This window comes from Achromobacter sp. ACM04, assembly GCF_014851465.1.
Lineage (GTDB): Bacteria > Pseudomonadota > Gammaproteobacteria > Burkholderiales > Burkholderiaceae_B > Achromobacter > Achromobacter aegrifaciens.
Genome location: NZ_JACUZS010000001.1, coordinates 2,077,975 through 2,099,334 on the forward strand (window position 1 = coordinate 2,077,975; position 21,360 = coordinate 2,099,334).

The following is a 21,360-nucleotide window of genomic DNA, read 5'->3' on the forward strand; positions in this document are numbered from 1 at the left end:
CCTGAAAGGAATATCGAGTATGTCTTTGCTGGAAAAAACATTCGACCGCACGCTGGACGCCTGGACCCACGCCTACATGGCGCCGGCCTGGCGCGGCGCGGTCGTGGAAGGCTGGCTGTTCGAAGGCGTGGAAGCGCGCCGCGCGGCCCAGGAACGCCTGGCGCAAGCCGGCGTCACGGCGCGCTTTCGCAGCGCCTACAAGCCGCTGCTGCACTACTTCCTGGAAGAGGTCGAGCGCGAAGGGCTGGCGTCCGTCGTGGTGCGCTATCCGCTGCACGAACATGCACAGGCCAAGCGCTTCACGCTGGAAGCCTACCCGCTCATCGCGCTGCTGCAAGGCGTGGACGTCGCCATGCAGCCCGGCGCCGATGACCTGCACTATGACGTCAGCCTGCGCTACGCCGATGGCCGCGAGCTCGATACCCGCGTCTATGCGCCCAACCAGGTCGGGTACGCCCAGGACGGCACGCCCGAACTGTCGCCCACCGGCTGGCTGCGCGTGCGCGACGCCGAAGGCGCGCTTCAGACCGATGCCGCCCAGGCCACCGAATACCAGCAGGCGTTCCGCGCCATCTTGGACACGGTGCGCAACCATGCCTGGGGCGCGCACGAGCCCTATTTCGAACGCCTGGAAATCCGCGTGGATCTGCCGGGCATCGACTTCGCCCTGCCGGTGGACGAGGAAATCGTCAGCACCTTCGAGGCGCTGCACGAAGACATCTATTTTTCGCTGCTGGAACATTTCCAGAAACACTCGGGCCGCCCGTCCGGCGACCGCGGCCTGCAACCCGGCCAGATCATTCCCGACATCCGCCGCCACGACGGCGCGGCGCGCGTACAGATCTCGCTGGAGCATTTCGGCGCCCTGGCGCCCGTTGCGCCCGCGCCGCTGGCTGCACCGCTGGCCCAGGCCCGCGAACCGCTGTCGGCAGGCCAGATCGCCAGCTGCATGGCGGCGTTCGGCGGAGACTCCTTCCAGGCCGTATCGCGCCAGGGCCGTCCGGTGCTGGGCACCTACCTGCGCGGCCCCGGTCCCGCGGTCTTCATTTCGGGCGCGCAGCACGCCAACGAAACCTCTGGCGTCGTCGGCGCCCTGCGCGCGGCGCAAACGCTGGCCGAGCGCGGCGACGCGCACTTCGCCCTGATCGCCGCCGAAAATCCCGATGGCTACGCGCTGTTCAACCGCCTGCGCGCGCACCACCCGCGCCACATGCTGCACGCCTCGCGCTACAGCGCGCTGGGCGACGACATCGCCTACCGCGAGCGCGCCCCGTTCTTCGAACGCGAAGGCCGCCACCAGGCGCATGCGATCAGCGGCGCGCAGCTGCACATCAACCTGCACGGCTATCCCGCCCATGAATGGACCCGGCCGCTGTCCGGCTACCTGCCTCGCCATTTCGAGCTGTGGACCATCCCCAAGGGCTTCTTCCTGGTGCTACGCCATCACCCGGGCTGGGGCGACCGCGCCCGCCGCCTGATCGAGGGCGTTACCGCCAGGCTGGCCCGCACCGTTCCCGGCCTGGTCGAGTTCAATGCGCGACAACTTGAACTATTCCAGGCGCACGCGCTCGAAACCGGATTCGACGTGCTGAACGGCATCCCGGTGCAGATCAGCGAAAGCGACCGCGAGGACCTGCCCATGGCGTTGATTTCCGAGTTTCCGGATGAAACCGTCTACGGCGACCGCTTCGTTTTCGCGCATACTGTGCAGATGGAAACCGTCCTGGCGGCGACCGAGCTCTACCGCGCAGGGCTCTAGCGGCAAAAAGACCGGCGTAGCCAAGGACCGCGCCGGCACCCGACCTGTAAAACCATTAGAAAAATGAATATCCGAGAACGCAACCACGGCGATGACCTGGCCCTGGTGGACATCTGGCTCCGTTCGGTACGCGCCACCCACACGTTCCTGACGGAAAAGGAAATCCAGGCCATGTACCCGCAGGTGCTCAACACCGACCTGCCTTCGGTACGGGTCTGGGTCTGTGAGGACGATGCCGGCGAAGTCGCTGGCTTCATGGGCCTGAACGGCAACAAGGTCCAAATGCTGTTCGTGGATGCCAACAAGCGTGGCAAGGGAGCGGGCCGGCGCCTGCTGAACTTCGCGCGCTCGCTGCACGGCACCCTGGTGGTGGACGTGAACGAACAGAATCCCCAGGCCCATGGCTTCTACAAGCACTACGGGTTCGAGGACGTGGGCCGCTCGGAGCACGACGACGCGGGTCGCCCTCGTCCCATCATCCACATGAAGCTGGCGGGCTGACGCCTGCCCGCCGCGCCAGGCGCCTAGCCTTTGGATTGCTCCGGATGCCTGGCCCGCCAGGCTTTCAGCGCTTCCCGGTAATCGTCCATGGCTTCGTTGTAGGTGTCATAGACACAGGGGATGCAGCCGCTGTTGCAACACTCTTCGGGTTCGGGCGCGACGGGCGGAACGGGTTGCGGGTCGTCGTCGGGGATCTGCTTGGTGCTCATACCCGAATCTTAGCGCCGAAGCCCGGCGCCAGCCGCCGCGTCCGCCTCTGGCAGCGGCCATTCGGCGCGGCGGATTTCGTAGCGACGCTTGCCAGCGCCGCCCGCTCCCGCGCCCCCGATCTGGCGCATGCCGCATTTTTCCAGCACCCGGCAGGACGCGGCATTCTCTTCCAGCGCCACGGCCGACAGCGCCTCGACCGGCAAGCGCCCGAATCCCAACGACAGCAGCGCCTGGGCGATTTCGGTGGCATATCCCATGCCCCAGCTCGCGGGGAGGAAGGCATAGGCGACCTCGACCTCGTCGCAGCCCCGCGACTGGGTGCGCTTCAAGCCCGCGCGGCCCGCCAGCGCGCCGCTGGCGCGGTCGGCCAGCACATACATGCCGTAGCCCAGCTCGGCCCAATGCTCGACGTTCTGCAACAGATAGCGGCGGCTGGCCGAGTCCGTCCGGGTGCCTCCCATGGTGGCCATGAGGCGCTCGTCCGCATGCATCGCGGCAATGAAGGAAAAATCAGTTTCGTCCATGCGCCGGGCTTGCAGCCGGGCGGTCTGGAAAGTGTCGGGGAGCAGTGCGGCGGACATGGCGGGCGGAAGGAATGGCGTGACGGAAATGATACCGGCGGACGGCCCGCCGGCCCATCGTCCAACGGACGAATCCCCCGGGCCGAGGCCGGCCCCGGGGCGTGGCTTTCAACTGCGGTGCACGTCCGCGAACGCGATGCTCTCGTACTGGTCCGCCAGGGCCGCGGCGTTTTCACCGTAGCCCTGCGTGCCGGAAGCCCCTGTCATTGCTGGGCTGCCGGCCGAGCCTGGATCGCCGCGGGCGGCCAGGTGGCCTTGATGGCGTCGTAGATGCGCTTGCCCACGCGGCCGTCTTCCGGCAGCTTGCGCTTGACCTGTTCTTCGCGCACGGCATCGCGGGTCTTGCTGCCCGGAATGCCGTCGGCCACGCCTACGTCATAGCCCAGGCCGTAGAGCATCTCCTGGAGCTCCTTGATCTGCGCGCGCGACAGGCCGGGGTCGTCCGTGGGCCAGGCCGCGACGAGATCCGGACCGCCTTGCAGGCGATTGAGCAGCATCGACACCGCCAAGCCATAGCGGCGCGACTGGTTGTAATGCAGGATGGCGTCGAAATTCACGGTCGCCAGGAACACCGGGCCAGCAGAACCCGTGGGCGCGAACAGATAGGCCTGCTCCTCGTTGCCCGACGCCAGCTTCAAGGCCGAGCCGTTGCCCTGCTTCACGCCGGCCTGGGCCCACTGGGCTATCGTGCGGCGGTCCTGCGAGCCCACGTATTCGGCTTCGGGCGAGGCCGGAATGGCAGAGGCCAGCTCGGCCGGCACACGCACTTCGATCACGGCGGGCAGGCTGTGCGTCCACTTGGCGCGGCGCTTGCGCAGGTGATTGGCGGTCGACGCCAACGCGTCGGGCAGCGAGTTGTAGAGATCGATCTTGCCGTTGCCGTCGCCATCGGCGGCCAGTTCATAGAACGAGGTCGGGATGAACTGCGTCATGCCGAAGGCGCCGCTCCAGGAACCGACGAAGCTGTCCGCCGGCACCACGCCGTCGCGCAGCAGGCGCACCGAGGCGTAGGCGTTCTTTTCCCACAGCGACTTGTTCTCGGTGCAGGCGCGCGTCAGCCAGGCGTCCAGCACATTGGTCCTGCCGACCTGGCGGCCGTAGTTGGTCTCGATGCCGAAGATCGCGACCAGCGTGGCCGGATCCACCTGGTATTGCTGGCTGATGGCCGACAGTTGCGGACCATACTTGGCGAGCACCCCCAGGCCGTCGCGCACGCGCTCTTCGTCCACGGTCTTGGCGATGTAGTCCCACCAGGCCTCGCGCCCCTCGGGCTGGCCCTTGGCCGATGCGACCGTGGTGGGCAGCAGCTTGGCGTTGGCGGTGTATTTGTCCCAATCGGCCACGGTCAGGCCGTTGGCCGTGGCGCCCTTGCGCAGCTTGGCGATGCAGGCCTTGGTGTCGAGTTCGGTCGGGATGATGACCGTGGGCGCGGGGGTGGCGGTGGCGGCGGGCGCCGCGGTGGCAGCCGGCGCAGCCGTTGCGGCAGGCGCAGCGGTCGCCGCCGGGACGGCAGCGGCCGGAGCCGCCGCGGGCGCGGGCAAGCTTGCCGGCGCGGGCGCAGCCGACCTGGGAGGCAACACCTGGCCGGCCCGGTCATCGGCCGGAGCCGCCGGCGCGGTGGCGGCTGGCGCGGGAGCGTCGTCGAAGCTGCGTTTGGGCGTCAGGGCCGGCAGGGTCTGCACCGGCACCGACGGCTGGGCGCGCGATCCAGTGGCTGAAGCAGGCCCCTGCGCCTGAGCGGCGCCGGCTGCGGCGGCGGCAAAAGCCGCGGCCAGCAGCACACGGGAGAAGGTGTCGATTCGAAGGCGTACGGAACGCTGACGCATGGCAATCCTGAAAAATCGAAGTCAGCCGGGATCGTACCGCGACCGGCCGTCAAAATCGAACGGCCTCCTGGGCAGGCCCGCCCGCATTGCCGCCCAAACGCCTTGCAGGCTGGAAGCGACTTCGCGGCGCCCTAGACGACTCTCAGCCGAGGCTGCCCGGAGCCATCCGAAGCGCAGCCCCACCGGGGCGAGCATCGGAATGGCGCAGGGTGGCCTCGGCGGCTAAAGGACTCTGACATCCGCAAGCTCGAATCCCTGCCACCCGCACTTCGGTTTTGGGAAGCACGGTTCTTGAGCCGCCGGCGTCCGGACTGCGGGATTCCGATGCTCGCCCCGGTGGGGCTGCGCTTCGGATCCCTCCGCCCGGTCACCGGCTCACGGCATCTACCCATGAAGGGGATCCGAAAACAGTGCATTAGGCAGCCTGCCGCGCTTGCGCCGCCGCGCTCGCGGGCGGCGCGCGCAGCACGCGCCGGCACAGCAGCATGGCGATCAGGCTGAACAGGGCAAAGCCCACGGTCTGCCCCGCCAACACGCCTTCCGGGCCGCCGTAATGCGCGCCCAGCCAGACGAAGGGCAAGGTGCCCACGGTAGCGCGCAGCCAGCCGATGGCGGTGGAGTACGTGGCATAGCCCAGGTTGTTGAACACCGCGACGGCGACGAAGTACAGGCTGTTGAGCGCCCAGGCGAAACTGCCGTAGCGGCAGAAAAAAACGATCAGGTCGCGCCCAGGTCCGGTCACCTGGAACAGATCCGGCATCCAGGGCGCCAGCAAGGCCAGCAGGACCGCTACGCCGAAGCCATACGTCAAGGACCAGCGCGCGGTCACGCGCGCCGTCTCCTGTACGCGGTCCCATTGCCCTGCGCCCAGGTTCTGCCCCAGGATGGGTCCGATGGCGCCGGGCAGTACGAAGAACAGCGCGTAGGCCAGTTGCAGCACCCGGTCCACCACGGTGGCGCCCGCCATCACGCTGGAGCCGAAGCCGGCGTATGTGGACAGGGTGAAGATGACTGCCGCGGGCGTGGCCAGCGTGGTCAGCGCGGCAGGCAAGGCGATCCGCCCAATTGCGGCCAGGTGCGCGCGCAGCGCGGCGCCGGCGGGCCAAGTCACCAGGCGATGCTTGCCGAACACCAGCCAGGCGCCCAGCGCCACCGTGACCAGGCGGCCCATGCCGCCGGCCCAGGCCACGCCCTCCATGCCGCCGTCCAGCACGAAGATGACCAGCGGGTCCAGCGCCGCGACCGCCGCCGTCCCCGCCAGCAGCACCCACATGGACTGGCGGCCATGGCCGGCGGCGCGCAACAGGTTGGACAGCATCATGCCCACGCCCATCACGACCGCGAACGGGGTCGTGATGAGCACGTAGGACAGCAGATGCGCGCGCACGTCCTCCGCCAGGTCGATGGCTGCCGTGTAGGGGCCGATCACGGCCAGGAACAACGCGCCGGACACGAGCGCGGCGGCAACCATCAGCACCAGCGAGGCGCCCGCCAGCGCGCGGGCGCGCGGCGCATCGCCCGCCCCCAGCGCGCGCGACACCAGGGCAGTGCCGCCCACGCTCACGCCGATGCAGACCGAGATGATGGTGAACTGCGTCATCGATCCGAAGCCCACCGCGCCCAGCACCGCCTCGTCCTTGAGCGTGCCCAGGTACAGCAGCGACAGGAACTCCACCGCGAACACGGCCAGCATGCTGGCCCAGCCGGTCAGGACCATTTCCAGCACATGCGGGCCCATCGGCCCGGAGACGAAGCGGGCGCGCGGGTCGGATGCGGCGGAGGACAGGTTTTCAGAGGTCATGAGGCTCGTGGATGGAGCGCGGTCAGACCGCGCGGTGAATTGCCAGGCCCGCGTTCAGCGGCCCGCGGGCGCGAACCAATACTGGTACACGCTGCCCTCATTCGAATACCAGGGCAACAGGCCGATGGTGTCGGATTCCCGGCCCACCGTCACCAGCAGGCCTCCCGCCTCGGGCCGCAGCAGCGCCACGTGGCGCCGCACACCCATGGACTCGTACTGGCGCCAGTCGTGCCGCACGCTGATCCACAGCCGGCCCTGCGTGCAACCGCCAAGGCGCCGGATGCCATCCGGCCTCGAAGGCTGGGCCGCGCCAGGCAGGGCGGCAGGATCCTGCTCGCCGTTCAACTGCGGCAGGCGGCCCAAGGCGCGCGCGCCCTGCCCGTCCAGCGCCAATATCTCCCATCCGTCCGCGGCGGCCGTGAAAGCCACAGTGGCCTCGGGTCCGGAACGCCATTCCGGCAACGGGTTGTCGGACATGCCCGGAAGGTCCAGGGGATACTGCAGGAACTTGCGCAGGTCCATCGATGCGCCGGCCTCGCGGTCGCCAGACACGAACTCGCCTTGCGCCCGATAGACGCCGGCCAGATCCGGGCATTCGGCCGGATCCGATGGCAGCGCCGCAAGCGTCCCGTCCCGAAACGGAGGCCAGGCAACCGACACCCCGTCGACCCGGGATGCGCCGCAGCCGCTCAAAGCCAGCGCAGCCAGCGCCGCCGCTGCAAGCCTGCTCACTCTCCACGCGCCGCACACCGCTGCCTTCATGCCTGCCCTCTGCTCTTGCCGGCCGCCGCGCTGGCCCAGGCCGCGCGTCCGACTATCGGTCTGGCGCGAACTATATCCGAATCCCGGCCGGCCGAATCCCGGCCGGCCGAATCCCGCACCGCGTTGCCAAGCGCGCGCCGGGAGAGAATAATCGGCTACTCCCCTCCGACCCGCGCCATGACACCGTTCCGAGGCAAGCTCCGCATCCGGCATCTGGAAATCGTGCTGACCGTCGCCGAATTGGGCAACCTGTCCAAGGCCGCCACGCAATTGCACAGCACACAGTCGGGGCTGTCGCGCGCCATCGCCGAGATCGAAGAGCTGGTCGGCGCGCGGCTGTTCGAACGCACCGCCCGCGGCACCACCTGCACGCCGCTGGGCGAAACCATGTGCCGCCATGCCCGCCTGCTGCTCACCGACTTCCGCAAGGCCGAGATCGATCTCGCCGCGGTCTCGCGCGGCGACGAGGGCAGCCTGACGGTAGGCTGTTTTTCGATGTTCGCGGGCTGGCCGGTGGCCGAGGCCGCGCGCGCCTACCGCCAGGCTTATCCGCGCATCACGCTCACCATCGAAATCGGCACGCATGAACGGCTGATCGAGGACCTGGACGCCGGCGCGCTGGACGTGCTGATCAGCCGCTTCTCGTCCACCGTCAATCCGCAGATCTACCGCTCCACCACGCTGCTGGAAGATCCGGTAGTGCTGGCCTGCGCCACGCATCATCCGCTGGCCGGCCAACCCGGCGCCACGCTGGCCGACTACGTGGCCTATCCCTGGATCACCGCCCTGCCCGGCAGCCGCATCCGCGGCGAACTGGAAATGTCGCTGCGCCAGGCGGGGCTGGCGATTCCGGATATGATCGGCGCCCTGTCGCTGGAATTCGGCCGCGAAATGCTGCTGGACGGCCTGTATCTGTGGATGCTGCCCGGCAGCGTGGCCGCTATCCGGCAGGCGCGCGGCGAGCTGGTGGTCCTGGCCGACCGGCCGGTCCTGCGCAAGTCGCCGCTGGCGGCCATCTGGCGCCGCGACCGCCCCAGCACGCGGCAGGCGCGCGCCTTCGCCGCCCAGCTCCAGCTCGCCATCCAGGCCGACGCCGTCGCATTGACCGCCTGAGCCTGCCGGCGCGTTGCGCGTTATTCTGGACAGGCAACACTTTTTGATCGGAGCACCCATGTACGACTGGCTCAACGCACTGCCCAAGGCCGAATTGCACCTGCACCTGGAAGGTTCGCTCGAACCCGAGCTGCTGTTCCGGCTGGCGCAGCGCAACGGCGTCGCGCTGCCGTGGCCGGACATCGAGTCCCTGCGTGCGGCCTACGACTACGGCAATCTCCAGGAATTCCTGGACCTCTATTACCGCGGCGCGGACGTGCTGCGCACCGAGCAGGATTTCTACGACCTGACCTGGGCCTATCTGCTCAAGTGCCGCGAGCAGAACGTCGTTCATACCGAACCGTTCTTCGACCCGCAGACCCATACCGATCGCGGCGTGCCGTTCGACGTAGTGCTGACCGGCATCAACCAGGCCCTCGAAGACGGCCGCAAGCAGCTGGGCGTAAGCAGCGGACTGATCCTGAGCTTTCTGCGCCATCTGCCCGAAGAGCAGGCCATGCGCACGCTGGAAGCCGCCCTGCCCCACCGCGACGCGTTCATCGCCGTCGGCCTGGACAGCAGCGAAATGGGCTTTCCGCCGCGTCTGTTCCAGCGCGTGTTCGACCGCGCCCGCGCCGAGGGACTGCCGGGCGTTGCGCACGCCGGCGAGGAAGGCCCGCCGGAATACATCTGGGAAGCGCTGGACCTGCTGAAGGTGCTGCGCATCGACCACGGCGTGCGCGCCGCCGAAGACCCGAAATTGATTGCGCGCCTGATCGACGAGCAGATCCCGCTGACGGTCTGTCCGCTGTCCAACACCCGGCTGCGCGTGTTCCAGCACATGCGCGACCACAACATCCTGTCGCTGCTGGACGCGGGCGTGAAGGTCACCGTCAACTCCGACGATCCCGCGTATTTCGGCGGCTACGTCAACGAGAACTTCCACGCGCTGTACGAGCATCTGGGCATGTCGCGGGCGCAGGCCCAGGCCCTGGCGGACAACAGCCTGGACGCGCGCATCCTCAAGTAGCCGGCGCTCCGGCCCCAGCCATGCGGATTGCGCATGGCAATGTTCAAAACCTGCATGCCTGGCGCGGCCCATTCCTCCCTACCATAGTCCGACCGCCGCGGCGCCTGCCGCGGCCGGGCTACAGACCAGAAACAAGGGGCAGGATATGAGTCAGTTCGTGGAAGCGTCGCTGCAGGCAGGCACGCTGACCGGCGTGCAGGAGAGCGGCGTGTGCCGCTACAGCGCCATTCCGTACGCGCAGGCGCCCGTTGGCCGCCTGCGCTTCGCACCGCCGCAGCCCGCAGCATGGCGCGGCAAGCTTGACGCCACCCGGCCGGGACCGGTCGCGCCGCAACAGCCCTCGCGCCTGCGCGGCGCCATGGGCGACTTCGACGCCGAACAATCCGAGGACTGCCTGCACCTGACCGTATGGACGCCCGCCGCCGACGGCAGGCGGCGGCCGGTGGTCGTGTGGCTGCATGGCGGCGCCTGGCAAAGCGGCGGCGGCGCGCTGGACTGGTATGACGGCGCGAACCTCGCGCAGCGCGGCGACATGGTGGTGGTCGCGGTCAACTACCGGCTGGCCGCGCTGGGCTGGCTGTACGTGCCTGGCCAGACGGCCAACGCAGGCCTGCTGGACCAGGAAGCCGCCATCGATTGGGTGCTGGACAACATCCAGGACCTGGGCGGCGATCCCGAGCAAGTCACCGTCATGGGCCAGTCGGCGGGCGCATCCTCGATCTGCGCCATGCTGGCGCGCCAGCCGCGCTTCTCCCGCGCCATCCTGCAAAGCGCGGCGCTGGGCCGGGGGTTTCGCAGCGCAAAGCAGGCCGATGCGCTGGGACAGGCCTTCCTCGCGGCCGCGGGCGCCGATTCCCTGGATGCCGCGCGCGCACTGCCCGTGGCGGCATTGCTGGCGGCGCAGCAGGCGCCCGCCGTCGCCGAAACGCTGCGCGCCGAAGGCAGCAGCCGTAGCCAGTTCGCGCCGGTGCTCGACGGCGCAATACTGCCGCACGATATCGCCCCCGCGCTCAAGCGGGCCTCGTCCCGCGCGGACGTGCTGGTCTGCTACACGCGCGACGAAATGGCCGCCTTTCCCGGCAATGGCCGCACAGCTGCCGACCAGGACCTGGGCGACGAGGTATTCGGCGCGCCCTCGCGCCAGTGGGCCGCCGACGCCGCGGCCCAAGGCCGCCAAGCCTGGCTGGCGCGCTTTGACGTGGCGCCCACGGCGGCCTTCGGCGCCTGCCATTGCATCGAGCTGCCCTTCGTCTTCGACACATTGGCGGCATTCGCCGGCGCGCCCATGCTTGCCGGCCTGCCGGCGGAACAGGCGCGGCAGCTTGCTCACGCCACGCAGCAGGCGTGGATCGCGTTCATCCGCGGCGACGCGCCAGGCTGGCCGCCGGCCCCCCACATGCAGATCCTGGCCTGAACCGGGACGGCATGTGCGGGGCCGCGGGCGGACGCTGCCCGCGCATCAAACACACCAAAACAAGGGGAATTCCATGTTCAAGCAAACCGCGCTCGCGCTGGCGCTGCTGGCGCCGCTGGCGGCTGCCGCCGCCTATCCCGACAAGCCCGTCAAGATCATCGTGTCCAACCCGCCCGGCGGTCCCGTGGACGTCATGCTGCGCGTGCTGGCCAGCAAACTGGGCGCTGCCTGGGGCCAGCCCGTGGTGGTGGAGAACAAGCCGGGCGCGTCCGGCATCATCAGCACCGGCGCATTGGTCAAGTCCGCGCCCGACGGCTACACCTTGGGCATGGTCGTGGCCTCGTCCGTCACCATCGTGCCCTTCGCGGTGGACAGCCTGCCATTCGATACGCAGAAGGACCTCAAGCCGATCTCGCTGGTGGCGCGCACGCCCTTCATCTTCATCGTGCCCAAGGACAGTCCGCTCAAGACCTGGGAAGACTTCGTGCGCGAAAGCAAGACGCGCAACCTCAGCGTGGGCTCGTTCTCCATCGGCACGGCATTCCACCTGGTCTGGGAACAGACGGCGCGGCGCGCCGGCATCAAGGCCTTGTACGTGCCCTCGTCTTCGTCGGGCAAGACGCAGAACGACCTGATCGGCGGCCAGCTCGACGTAGGCCTGGACGCGCCTTCGAGTTCCAAGGGCCTGATCGACAGCGGCCGCCTGCGCGCGCTGGCGATCACCAGCCCGGAGCGCTTCGGCGGCCTGCCCGACACGCCCACGCTGAAGGAATCCGGACTGAAGGACTACGCGCCGCAGCCCTGGATCGGACTGATGGCGCCCGCCGGCATTCCGGACGACCGCGTGGCGCTGATCCAGAAATCAGTGGCGGACATACTGAAGGAACCCGCGATGCGCGCGCAGATGGAAACCCTGGGCATGATTCCCATTGGCAGCACGCCAGAGGAACTGGCCGCGACCATCGAAGCCGACCGCGCCGACATGGGACCACTGATCAAGGAACTGGGCATCAAGCTGCAATAGCGGCGCTTGCAGCGGCGCGGGTTTGAAGACGCGCCCTTCAGGCCGCGCCCAGCGTGCGCAGGAACATCGCCGACAAGGAGCCGGACAACGCTTGCGCGTCGCGCCGGCCCTGCGCGATGGAGGCGTCCACCGCGCCATGCATGCCGTGGTACAGGACGATGGCGGCCAGCGCCGCATCGTCCAGCTTCCAGCAGCCGGCACGCGCGCCGGCCTCGAGTATCGCTTCCAGCTGTTCCAGCACGGCGCTTTTTTCAGCCACGCCGCGATCGGGATGCTGGGCGTCGTGGAACACCACGTCATGCAGCTCGTAGCCGTCGAAGTAGGCCTCGACGCCGGCGCGGGTCCAGGCCCGCAGCCGCGCCACGCCATCGTCCGGCGCACAGGCCCGCACTTCGCTGTCGATATGGTCCAGGAACCCTTGCGAGAACTTGGCGCGCAGCGCCGCCAGCATGTCGTTCTTGGACGTGAAGTAGTGATAGAACGTGCCCTTGGCCACGCCGGCGCGTTCCACGATCTCGTTGATGGTGGTGGCCTCGACACCCTTCTGGATGAAGAGCGCTTGCGCAGCCGCCATCAACTCGTCCAGCCGCACGGCGGCCGGCTTGGTGCGGGGCTTGGGAGCGGCGTCCGTGCCAGGCAGGGAAAGCGGGTCGGCGGGAGCAGCGGGCATATCGTCCAGGGTAAGGTCAGCAGCAAGGCGCCAGTGTAGAGGAGGCACAGGGCCGCGATCAAAAGCTGAGAATCGTTCTTCTTTTCATTGACCGACGGTCGGTCGATGCATAGAATACACCTTCCCCCACTCAGCATCCCGCCATGCATCCCGCACGCCGCCGCGCCCTGGTCCTCGCCGTCAACCTGGGCAGCTTCATCACCATCCTGGACATCAGCATCGTCAACGTGGCGCTGCCCACCATGCAGGCGGCCCTGCGCATCGACATGGCCGGACTGCAATGGGTGGTGGACGCCTACGCCCTATTCCTGTCGGCCTTCATGCTGTCCGCTGGGCCTTTGGGCGACCGCTATGGACGCAAGCGTTCCTGGCTGGCCGGCGTGCTGCTGTTCACCGCGGGATCCGCGCTGTGCGGCCTGGCGGACAACCTGACGGCGCTGCTGATCGGCCGCGCCGTGCAGGGCGTGGCCGGCGCCCTGCTGGTTCCAGGCGCGCTGTCGCTCCTGACCCAGGCCTTTCCCGATCCCAAGGAACGCGCCCAGGCCATCGGCATCTGGGCCTCGTGCAACGCAATTTCGCTCATCGTGGGGCCCATGCTGGGCGGCGTGCTGGTCGCCCACTTCAACTGGCAGAGCATCTTCCTCATCAACCTGCCGGTGGGCGCGCTGGCCATCGCGCTGGGCGCCTGGAGCATCACGGAAAGCGCCCATCCCGAACACGCAGCCTTCGATCCCGCGGGCCAGGCGCTTAGCGTGCTGTGGCTGGGCGCGCTGACCTATGGGCTGATCGCCGCCGGCGAACACGGCTGGGCTGCACCGCAAGCCACGGTCGCGCTCGCCATCGCCGCCGTCGGGCTGCTCGCCTTTCTGTGGGTTGAGCACCGCGCCGCGCGGCCCATCCTGCCGTTGGGATTGTTCCGCGATGCCGGCTTCGCCATCACCAACTTCGCCTCCTTCGTGCTGGGCTTTTCCGCCTACAGCAGCCTGTTCTTCTTTTCGCTCTATCTGCAACACGTTCAGGGGTTGTCGCCGCTGGCCACCGGCTGGCAATTGGCGCCGCAGTTCGCCGCGGCCGGGCTGGTGTCGCTGGTGTTCGGCCGGCTCAACCTGCGCTTTGGCCTGCCGCGCCTGATGATCGCGGGCTTCGCCTTCATCGGCCTGGCCATGCTGGGCATGACGCGCTTCGAAGCGCACACGCCTTACCTCGTGTCCGGCTCCCTGCTGGTCCTGTTGGGCCTGGGCACCGGCCTGGCCGTGCCGTCGACCAGCATGGCCGTGATGGCCACGGTGCCGCGCGAGCGTTCCGGCATGGTCTCCGCCACCATGAATGCGCTGCGCCAGACCGGCATGACGATAGGCATCGCGCTCCTGGGCGCGCTGATGAGCGGACGCGCCATCGAAGCGCTGACGGCCTCGCTCGCGCAACGGGGCGCGCCCGACGCGCAGGCGCTGGCGCGGGCCGCCATCACCTTGCATGAACTGCCGGCGCAACCCGCCAATGCGGCCGAACTGGCCGCCGCCGCGCTGGCCGGCGGCTTCCATGCCGCCATGCTTTTCGCAGGCGCCGCATCGTTGCTGGCGGCACTGTTGCTGCTGTTCCTCGCGCGCGGCGCAAAGAACGTCCTGCACGCCGCATGACTCGCGGATTCCGGCGCGCGGAATTCCATCGGCCGGAATCAAAACAGCCTGTTTTTAAGCGTTGGTAACAAACGCTCGCGCCGTCTTGCGCTTCGGTAAGATCCTCGTCCAATAACAGGTTAACAACCACGAGGAGAGCAAAGCATGCCTTACCGCAAACCCCTGTTCCGCCTGGCCCCGCTGGCGCTCGCCGCCCACCTGCTGATGGCGGGTCCGGCCGCCGCGCAAAGCGCGCCCGGCACGCAAGGCCCGCTGGTCCCCGCGCCCAATCCGGCATTGGCCGCGCAGATCGATCAACGCGCCAAGGCCATCGAAGACAAGCTCATCGCCTGGCGCCGAGATATCCACGAACACCCCGAACTGGGCAACCAGGAAAACCGCACCGCCAAGCTGGTCGCCGATCACCTGCGCGCGCTTGGCATGGAAGTGAAAACCGGCGTTGCCGGCACTGGCGTGGTCGCCGTGCTCAAGGGCGGCAAGCCCGGGCCGGTGGTGGCGCTGCGCGCCGACATGGACGCGCTGCCCGTCAAGGAGCAAGTGGACCTGCCCTTCGCGTCCAAGGCCAAGGGCACCTACCTGGGCAAGGAAGTGGACGTGATGCATGCCTGCGGCCACGACACCCACACCGCCATCCTGATGGCCACGGCCGAAGTCCTGGCCGGCATGAAGGACCAGCTCCCCGGCAGCGTGAAGTTCATCTTCCAGCCCGCCGAGGAAAGCCCCGCCGACTTCGAGCCCGACGGCAAGAAGATCTGGGGCGCCAAGATGATGGTGCAGGAAGGCGTGCTGGAGAATCCCAAGGTGGACGCCATCTTCGGCCTGCACGTGTCCAGCGCCTATCCGGCGGGCAAGCTCAGCTGGCGCAGCGGCCCCGCCATGGCCGCCGCCGACCAGTTCTGGATCGACGTCACCGGCAAGCAGACGCACGGCGCGCGGCCCTGGTCCGGCATCGACCCCATCGTGGTCAGCTCGCAGATCATCCTGGGCCTGCAGACCATCCCCAGCCGCCAGATCAACAGCATGCTGGAGCCGGCGGTCATCACCGTGGGCGCCATCCACGGCGGCAACCGCATGAACATCGTGCCGGACAACGTGGCCATGACCGGCACCATCCGCACGTATGACGAAGGCATGAAGAAGGACATCCACCAACGCATCGCGCGCACCGCGGACATGATCGCGCAGAGCGCGGGCGCCAAGGCGGACGTGCGCGTGGTGGAGCTGTACAACGCCACCGTCAACAATCCCGCGCTGACCGAGCAGATGGGCCCGACGCTGCGGCGGGTGGCGGGCGAAGGCAACTACGGCCTGCAGCCCAAGTCCACCGCGTCGGAGGACTTCTCGTTCTATCAAGAGAAGGTGCCGGGCATGTTCTTCTACCTGGGCGTGACGCCCAAGGGCACCGACGTCGAGAAGGCTGCGCCGAACCATTCGCCGCGCTTCTACGTCGATGAGTCCGGCCTCATCAACGGCGTGCGCGCGCTGTCGAACCTGACCGTGGACTACATGGCGCAGGCGCAGAAAGGCAGCTGATCCGCGCGCCCCGCGCGCGTTTGAAAAATGCCCGCCGCGCGATGCGGCGGGCATAAGCAAACGGCTACAAATTCTTTGTCAGGCCCGGCCCGGCTTTCTACAGTACGCCCCTTTGCCGCCCCCGCGGCAGTCACGTAGAAGCCACGCCATGCCGATCTCCCGTCGAACCTTCATGCTTGCCGGCGCACTGGCGCTGCCGCTGGCGCGGCCGCGCATCGCGCGCGCATCCGCCTGGCCCGAGCGTCCGATCCGGCTCATCGTCACCTTCCCGCCCGGCGGCGCGAGCGACATCGCCGCGCGCCTCATCGCGCCCACGCTGGCCGAACGGCTGGGCCAGCCCATCGTCATCGAAAACAAGCCCGGCGCGGGCTCGACCATAGGCGCGAGCCTGGTCGCGCAGGCGCCCAACGACGGCTACACGCTGCTGATGTCGAACTCGGCGCCGCTGTCCATTTCTCCCGCCCTGATGCCGCAAGGCGGATACGACGCGCTCGCCAGCTTCGACCATATCGCGTACCTGGGCGCGGTGCCCACCGTGTTCGTCGTCCATCCTTCCGTGCCGGTATCCAGCTTTGCGGAGCTGACCGCCTGGATCCGCGCGCAGGACCAGCCGGTGCAGTACGGCAGCGGCGGACTGGCGTCGGTGGGCCAGATCGTGGGCGAGCTGTATGCCCGGCAAACCGGCGCGCGCCTGCAGCACATTCCGTACAAGGGATCTGGCGCCATGCGCAACGATCTGCTGGGCGGCCAGATTCGCTTCGCGGTGGACGCGTTGCCGCAGAACCTGCCGTTCCTGCGATCCGGCCAACTGCGCCTGTTGGCGGTCACCACAAGCAAGCCGGTGCCGCAGGCGCCCGACATCCCCGCAGTGGGCGAGCTGGGCTATCCGGGCCTGATCGCCGAGAACTTCGTCGGCCTGTCCGGTCCCGCCGGCTTGCCGGCCACGGTCTCTCAGCGCTTGAACGAAGCCATCGCGCAGGTGCTGGCCACGGCGGAAATCCGCGGAAAACTGGAAGGACAGGGCTTCGTGCTGGCGCAAAAATCCCCCGCCGAGTTCACCGACTTCGTCCGCCGCCAGGCCGCAGCCTGGGGACCGGTGGTGCGCGCCACGGGAGCCAGCCTGTGAGCGCCCGCCGCGTGCTTGTGCTGTTCGGCCATCCGGGCCGTGGCGGCTTCAACGAAGCGGCCGTGCGTGGCGCGGAACGCGCCGCGCAAGCGGGTCAGCCCTTGCAGCTGGAATGGATCGCCGACCACGACGCCGCCGCGCGCGCCGAACGCCTCGCACAGCTTTGCGCCACCGCTCCCGACCTGGTCATCGTGCATGGCGGCCAGGGCGATGCGCCCGTGGCCGAGGTGGCGCCACGCTATCCGCGCACGCAGTTCGCCATCACGCAGGGGCACCACACCGCCGCCAACGTCGCGTCATACGAGATCCAGCAAGAGCACTCGGCTTTTCTTGCCGGGGTGTTGGCGGGCCTGCGCGCGGCCAACGGGCGGGCCGCCCATCTGTCCGGCGAAAAAGTGCGGCCCGGCCTGAAGGGCCGCGCCGCCTATGCCGATGGCGTGCGGCGCGTCACGGGCCAGGATCCGCTGACCGCCTTCTGCGGCAACCAGCACGATCCGGCGCTGGGCGCGGCCTGGGCCCGCGCGCTGTCCGCACGCGACGCCCGCGTACTGTTTGCCATGATGGACGGCGGCCGCGATGGCGTGACGCGCGTGTGCCGCGAAACGGGCGTGTGGCAGATCGGCAATGTGCTGGACTGGGTGGCGCGCGACCCGCAGGTCTATCTGGCATCGGCGCTGGCCGATTCGGGACTGTGCGTGCAGCGCGCCGCCGCCGACCATGCCGCGGGCGCGCTGGCGGTGAGCCGCGTGACCCGTTACGGCCTGGAGGAAGCCGCGTCGCTGCGGCTGGTGCTGGGCACGAAAGTCGGCGCGGAAGAACGCCGTATTTTGGATGAGTGGGCGGGCCGGCTCGCAGCGGGAACCCTGGACATTGCATCCGACTACGCGGGGCCGGAATTCACGCTGCCGCCCCCTGCCCGCGCCGGCTACGCGGTCGCTTCGAACGCCTGGTGATAGGAAACGTCCCCATGCGCCGCACCCGTGTAGACCTGCGCCATGAAGTACTCCGGCGGCACGCCGGGATACGTCAGCGCGGGCGTCTGCGCAAAACCGAATCGCGTGTAGTACGCCGGATCGCCCATCACCACGCAGCCCGCCGCACCCAATGCCTTCAAGCGCGCCAGACCGTCCCGGATCAAGGCCGCGCCTATGCCCCGGCCTTGCAGTTCCGGCAGCACCGCGACCGGCCCCAGGCCGTACCAGTCCGCCGAACCGTCGCTGATCGTCACCGGAGAAAACGCGACATGGCCCGCGACACGCCCGTCCACCCGCGCCACCAGCGACAGCGTCAGCGCGCCGGCCTCGCGCAGCGCGTTGGTGATGTAGCCCTCGGTCTGCTGGCTGTGGGGATTGTCTTTGAAGGCGGCCTGCGTCAGCGTGAAGATCGCCTCGCGGTCGTCCGGTGTTTCGGGAAGGATGTGCATGCCTCGACTCCTGTAGGCTCAAGCGCAAAGTGTAGCCGGGCATAGTCGCCATTCCGCATTGACGCCTGCCGGCACGGTGGCTACAGTGGCCGGCAGCCCGGCGCCGCGTCATCGCATCGGCGCCCAGCCCCTTTCCGAACCGCCCGCGGCGCGCCGCGGCCCTACTCTGGACCCCTATGAACAGCTACCGTGTCGGCATCGCCGGCTTCGGCGCCATCGGCCAGGCCGTGGCGCAATCCCTGGATGCCGGCGTGCCCGGCCTGACGCTCACCGCCGTCGCGGTGCGCGATCCCAAGGCTCCGCCGGCCTTTGCCTGGACTCAGGCCGCGCCCGCCTACACCACCATAGATGCGCTGCACGAACACTGCGACGTGGTCGTGGAATGCGCCCCCGCCGCGGTGTTCCGCGACATCGCCGAACCCGTGCTGCGCGCCGGCAAGAAGATGGTGGTGCTGAGCTCGGGCGCGCTGCTGCGCCATGACGACCTGATCGAACTGGCCCGCCAGCACCACGGCCAGATCCTGGTGCCCTCGGGCGCCATCCTGGGCCTGGACGCCATCACGGCCGCCGCCGAGGGCGTCATCCATTCCGTCACCATGATCACGCGCAAGCCGGTGCGCGGCCTGCTGGGCGCGCCCTACCTGACGGACAACAACATCGATATCGCGGACATCACCGAGCCACGCCTGATCTTCCGCGGCTCGCCACGGGAAGCGGCGGTGGGCTTTCCGGCCAACCTGAACGTGGCGGTCAGCGTGTCGCTGGCCGGCATCGGCCCGGACAAGACCACGCTGGAAATCTGGGCCGATCCCTCGCTGGAACGCAATCTGCACCGCGTCGAGGTCGTGTCCGACTCGGCCTCGTTTTCGATGGAAATCCAGAACATTCCGTCGGCCAATCCCAAGACCGGCCGCATCACCGCGCAAAGCGTGGTCGCCGCGCTGCGCAAGCTGACCGGTCCGCTGCGCGTGGGTACCTGAATCGCGGCGGGCGCCGCGCTAGGCCGCCGCCCGCCGCGGCCCGTCCACCGGGCGCAAGCGCTCTACCGGAGCGCCCGCCCGCGCCATCGGTCCCGCCCGCCAGTTCCCGGCGCCATCCAGGTCCAGCCTGTGCGTATGGAACACGTCCAGCGTGCTGCGATGTCCCACGCTGACCAGCATGCATGAGGGCAGCGCCTCGCGCAGCAGACTGTACAGCGCATGCTCCAACCCTTCGTCGGTGGCGGACGTGGCCTCGTCCAGGAACACGATGGCGGGCCGGTTGTAGAGCACGCGCGCGAACGCCACGCGCTGCTGTTCGCCGATGGAAAGCATGCGCGACCAATCCGCGACTTCATCCAGGCGCCCGGCCAGATGTCCAAGGTTGACCAGCCGCAGCGCGTCGGCCAGGCGCGCATCGTCCTCGGGCTGCGCCAATCCCGGATACGCGACCGCGCCGCGCAAGTCGCCCAGGGGCAGATAGGGCCGCTGCGACAGGAACAAGGCAGAGGCGCCCTGCGGCCGGCGCACCGCACCCTGCGCATAGGGCCACAGGCCCGCCAGCGCGCGCAGCAAGGTGGTCTTGCCGCTGCCCGACGGTCCCTTGATCAGCAGGGCCTGGCCCGGCCGCAAGTTCAGGTTCAGGTCGCGCAACAGCACCGTGCCGTCGGGGCGCGACACTTGCACGGATTCGATATCCAGGCCGTCCGGCAGGCTCTCCGTCCGCACCGAAGGCAACACGCGCGCAGCTTCGTTGGCGTCCAGAAAGCCGTTCAACCGGTCCAGCGTCGCGCGGTACTGCGCGAAGGTGTCGTAGGAGGTGCGGAAGAACGACAAGGAATCCTGCACCTGCCCGAAGGCCTGCGAAGTCTGGATCACGTCGCCCAGCTTGATCGCGCCGCTGAAAAAGCGCGGCGCCTGCAGGATGAATGGGAACACCACGGCCACCTGGCTCACCGACAGGTTGAAGCCGTCGAACTTCAGCCCCCGGTACACGCGCGCCCACAAGTTGGCGATGTAGGCCGAGAAACGCGTCCACAAGGTGGCACGCTCCACGTTCTCACCCTGATAGAACGCCACGTTCTCGGCGTTCTCGCGCAGGCGCACCAGCGCGTAGCGGAAGTTCGCCGTCAGGCGCTCGGACAGGAAATTCAGCTTGATCAACGGACGCCCGATCTTGAACGCGAACAGCGTCGCCACGATCACATACAGGTACACCATGAACACCATGGCGCGCGGGATCTCCACGCCCGCCACCGTCAAGGCGCCGGACAGGCCCCACAGGATGGACGTGAACGCCACCAGCGAGACGACCGCGCTCAGCGCGCCGATCGCCAGCGTGCGCGACCCCGTCACGAACATGGCGATGTCCTGTTCGATGCGCTGATCGGGGTTGTCGACCGGAGAGTCGACGAAATGGCCGCGGTAGTAGGCGCCCGCGCCCAGCCAGTCGCGGGTCAGCCTGTCGTTGAGCCACACGCGCCAACGGATGTCGAAAGCCTGCCCGGCATAACTGTCGGCCAGGGTGCGCATCACGTGCACACAGGCCAGCACCGAGAAGATGCCCAAAAAGCGCCAGAAGGCGCTCTGATCCAATGCCTGCAACGCGCTGTAGAAGCCGTTGTACCAAAACGAAAACAACACCGTCATGCGCACGGCGAACATCGCCAGGAACAACAGCAGCGCCAGCGTCAACAAGGGCCGCCAGCTGCGCCTGGGATCGAGATACGGCCGCGCCAACCGCCAGAACTTGCGTCCCCAGTCCGTGTAGCGCGCAAGCAAGCCCCCGACCAGCACCAGCGCGACGGCCGAAATGCCGAACGCGCGCGCCAACCAGAGCCCGCTTTCCGCCAGTTGCTGCTGCCAGTTCAGGTCCATGAGTCGATTGCCCTCCGATACGCGTTTCTGGTTAGACGAGACGCACGCATCGAGTTCCGGCGCAGGAGCCGTTTTAAGCCTGGCTTAAGCGTTCCGGCGGGGCGATCGAAAGCCGT

19 protein-coding genes are annotated in these 21,360 nt (G+C 68.5%); 11 read left to right on the plus strand and 8 right to left on the minus strand.

Annotated elements, in window-relative coordinates:
* Nucleotides 1–19 precede the first annotated feature (19 nt).
* The gene (locus IB259_RS09660; RefSeq protein ID WP_175163983.1) at nt 20–1,759 is read left to right on the plus strand and encodes a peptidase M14; all 1,740 of its coding nucleotides are present in this window, start codon (nt 20–22) and stop codon (nt 1,757–1,759) included.
* A gap of 63 nt (nt 1,760–1,822) precedes the next feature.
* A complete protein-coding gene (locus IB259_RS09665) occupies nt 1,823–2,260 on the plus strand; it encodes an acetyltransferase (RefSeq protein ID WP_054452633.1) in 438 nt (145 codons plus the stop codon).
* Between the two features lie 23 nt (nt 2,261–2,283).
* Here IB259_RS09665 and IB259_RS09670 read toward each other — a convergent pair whose 3' ends face one another.
* The 5 genes from IB259_RS09670 to IB259_RS09695 form a co-directional block, all read right to left on the minus strand.
* On the minus strand, nt 2,284–2,469 hold the full coding sequence (locus tag IB259_RS09670) for an oxidoreductase-like domain-containing protein (protein ID WP_054452636.1): 186 nt from the start codon (nt 2,467–2,469) through the stop codon (nt 2,284–2,286).
* Nucleotides 2,470–2,478: 9 nt separating this feature from the next.
* On the minus strand, nt 2,479–3,051 hold the full coding sequence (locus IB259_RS09675; RefSeq protein ID WP_192328654.1) for a GNAT family N-acetyltransferase: 573 nt from the start codon (nt 3,049–3,051) through the stop codon (nt 2,479–2,481).
* 203 nt (nt 3,052–3,254) lie between these two features.
* Nucleotides 3,255–4,877, minus strand: a complete 1,623-nt coding sequence (locus IB259_RS09685; protein WP_192328657.1) for a lytic murein transglycosylase — start codon at nt 4,875–4,877, stop codon at nt 3,255–3,257.
* A gap of 415 nt (nt 4,878–5,292) precedes the next feature.
* On the minus strand, nt 5,293–6,678 hold the full coding sequence (locus IB259_RS09690; protein ID WP_225590297.1) for an MATE family efflux transporter: 1,386 nt from the start codon (nt 6,676–6,678) through the stop codon (nt 5,293–5,295).
* Between the two features lie 54 nt (nt 6,679–6,732).
* Nucleotides 6,733–7,410: a hypothetical protein gene (locus tag IB259_RS09695; RefSeq protein WP_082400867.1), complete on the minus strand. Its 678-nt coding sequence runs from the start codon at nt 7,408–7,410 to the stop codon at nt 6,733–6,735.
* Between the two features lie 207 nt (nt 7,411–7,617).
* Here IB259_RS09695 and IB259_RS09700 point away from each other — a divergent pair, with 207 nt between their 5' ends.
* The 4 genes from IB259_RS09700 (at nt 7,618) to IB259_RS09715 (ending at nt 12,000) form a co-directional block, all read left to right on the plus strand.
* Entirely contained in the window at nt 7,618–8,553 is a 936-nt protein-coding gene (locus IB259_RS09700) for a LysR family transcriptional regulator (RefSeq protein ID WP_192328660.1), read from the plus strand.
* 58 nt (nt 8,554–8,611) lie between these two features.
* Complete coding sequence (locus tag IB259_RS09705) at nt 8,612–9,562, plus strand: adenosine deaminase (RefSeq protein WP_054452656.1); 951 nt, start codon at nt 8,612–8,614, stop codon at nt 9,560–9,562.
* A gap of 145 nt (nt 9,563–9,707) precedes the next feature.
* Complete coding sequence (locus IB259_RS09710) at nt 9,708–10,976, plus strand: carboxylesterase family protein (protein ID WP_192328663.1); 1,269 nt, start codon at nt 9,708–9,710, stop codon at nt 10,974–10,976.
* 73 nt (nt 10,977–11,049) lie between these two features.
* Nucleotides 11,050–12,000, plus strand: a complete 951-nt coding sequence (locus tag IB259_RS09715) for a tripartite tricarboxylate transporter substrate binding protein (protein ID WP_119449940.1) — start codon at nt 11,050–11,052, stop codon at nt 11,998–12,000.
* 37 nt (nt 12,001–12,037) lie between these two features.
* Here the strand turns inward: IB259_RS09715 and IB259_RS09720 are convergent, their stop codons facing one another.
* Nucleotides 12,038–12,670 carry a TetR/AcrR family transcriptional regulator gene (locus tag IB259_RS09720; protein WP_192328666.1) on the minus strand — a complete coding sequence of 211 codons (633 nt, stop codon included), beginning with the start codon at nt 12,668–12,670 and terminating at the stop codon, nt 12,038–12,040.
* Nucleotides 12,671–12,813: 143 nt separating this feature from the next.
* Here IB259_RS09720 and IB259_RS09725 point away from each other — a divergent pair, with 143 nt between their 5' ends.
* The 4 genes from IB259_RS09725 (at nt 12,814) to IB259_RS09740 (ending at nt 17,919) form a co-directional block, all read left to right on the plus strand.
* Nucleotides 12,814–14,307: an MFS transporter gene (locus tag IB259_RS09725; RefSeq protein WP_192328669.1), complete on the plus strand. Its 1,494-nt coding sequence runs from the start codon at nt 12,814–12,816 to the stop codon at nt 14,305–14,307.
* A 144-nt stretch (nt 14,308–14,451) separates the two neighbouring features.
* Nucleotides 14,452–15,840: an amidohydrolase gene (locus IB259_RS09730; RefSeq protein WP_088156934.1), complete on the plus strand. Its 1,389-nt coding sequence runs from the start codon at nt 14,452–14,454 to the stop codon at nt 15,838–15,840.
* A 148-nt stretch (nt 15,841–15,988) separates the two neighbouring features.
* The gene (locus IB259_RS09735; RefSeq protein WP_192328672.1) at nt 15,989–16,966 is read left to right on the plus strand and encodes a tripartite tricarboxylate transporter substrate binding protein; all 978 of its coding nucleotides are present in this window, start codon (nt 15,989–15,991) and stop codon (nt 16,964–16,966) included.
* A complete protein-coding gene (locus IB259_RS09740; RefSeq protein ID WP_192328675.1) occupies nt 16,963–17,919 on the plus strand; it encodes a BMP family ABC transporter substrate-binding protein in 957 nt (318 codons plus the stop codon). Before IB259_RS09735 ends, IB259_RS09740 begins: the two co-directional genes overlap by 4 nt.
* Here IB259_RS09740 and IB259_RS09745 read toward each other — a convergent pair.
* Nucleotides 17,892–18,389, minus strand: a complete 498-nt coding sequence (locus IB259_RS09745; RefSeq protein WP_192328677.1) for a GNAT family N-acetyltransferase — start codon at nt 18,387–18,389, stop codon at nt 17,892–17,894. The genes IB259_RS09740 and IB259_RS09745 overlap by 28 nt on opposite strands.
* A gap of 176 nt (nt 18,390–18,565) precedes the next feature.
* On the opposite strand from IB259_RS09745, the gene IB259_RS09750 reads away from it, so the two are divergent.
* A complete protein-coding gene (locus IB259_RS09750; protein ID WP_054452684.1) occupies nt 18,566–19,369 on the plus strand; it encodes an aspartate dehydrogenase in 804 nt (267 codons plus the stop codon).
* An 18-nt stretch (nt 19,370–19,387) separates the two neighbouring features.
* Here the strand turns inward: IB259_RS09750 and IB259_RS09755 are convergent, their stop codons facing one another.
* Nucleotides 19,388–21,244: an ABC transporter ATP-binding protein/permease gene (locus IB259_RS09755; RefSeq protein WP_054452686.1), complete on the minus strand. Its 1,857-nt coding sequence runs from the start codon at nt 21,242–21,244 to the stop codon at nt 19,388–19,390.
* Nucleotides 21,245–21,360 lie beyond the last annotated feature (116 nt).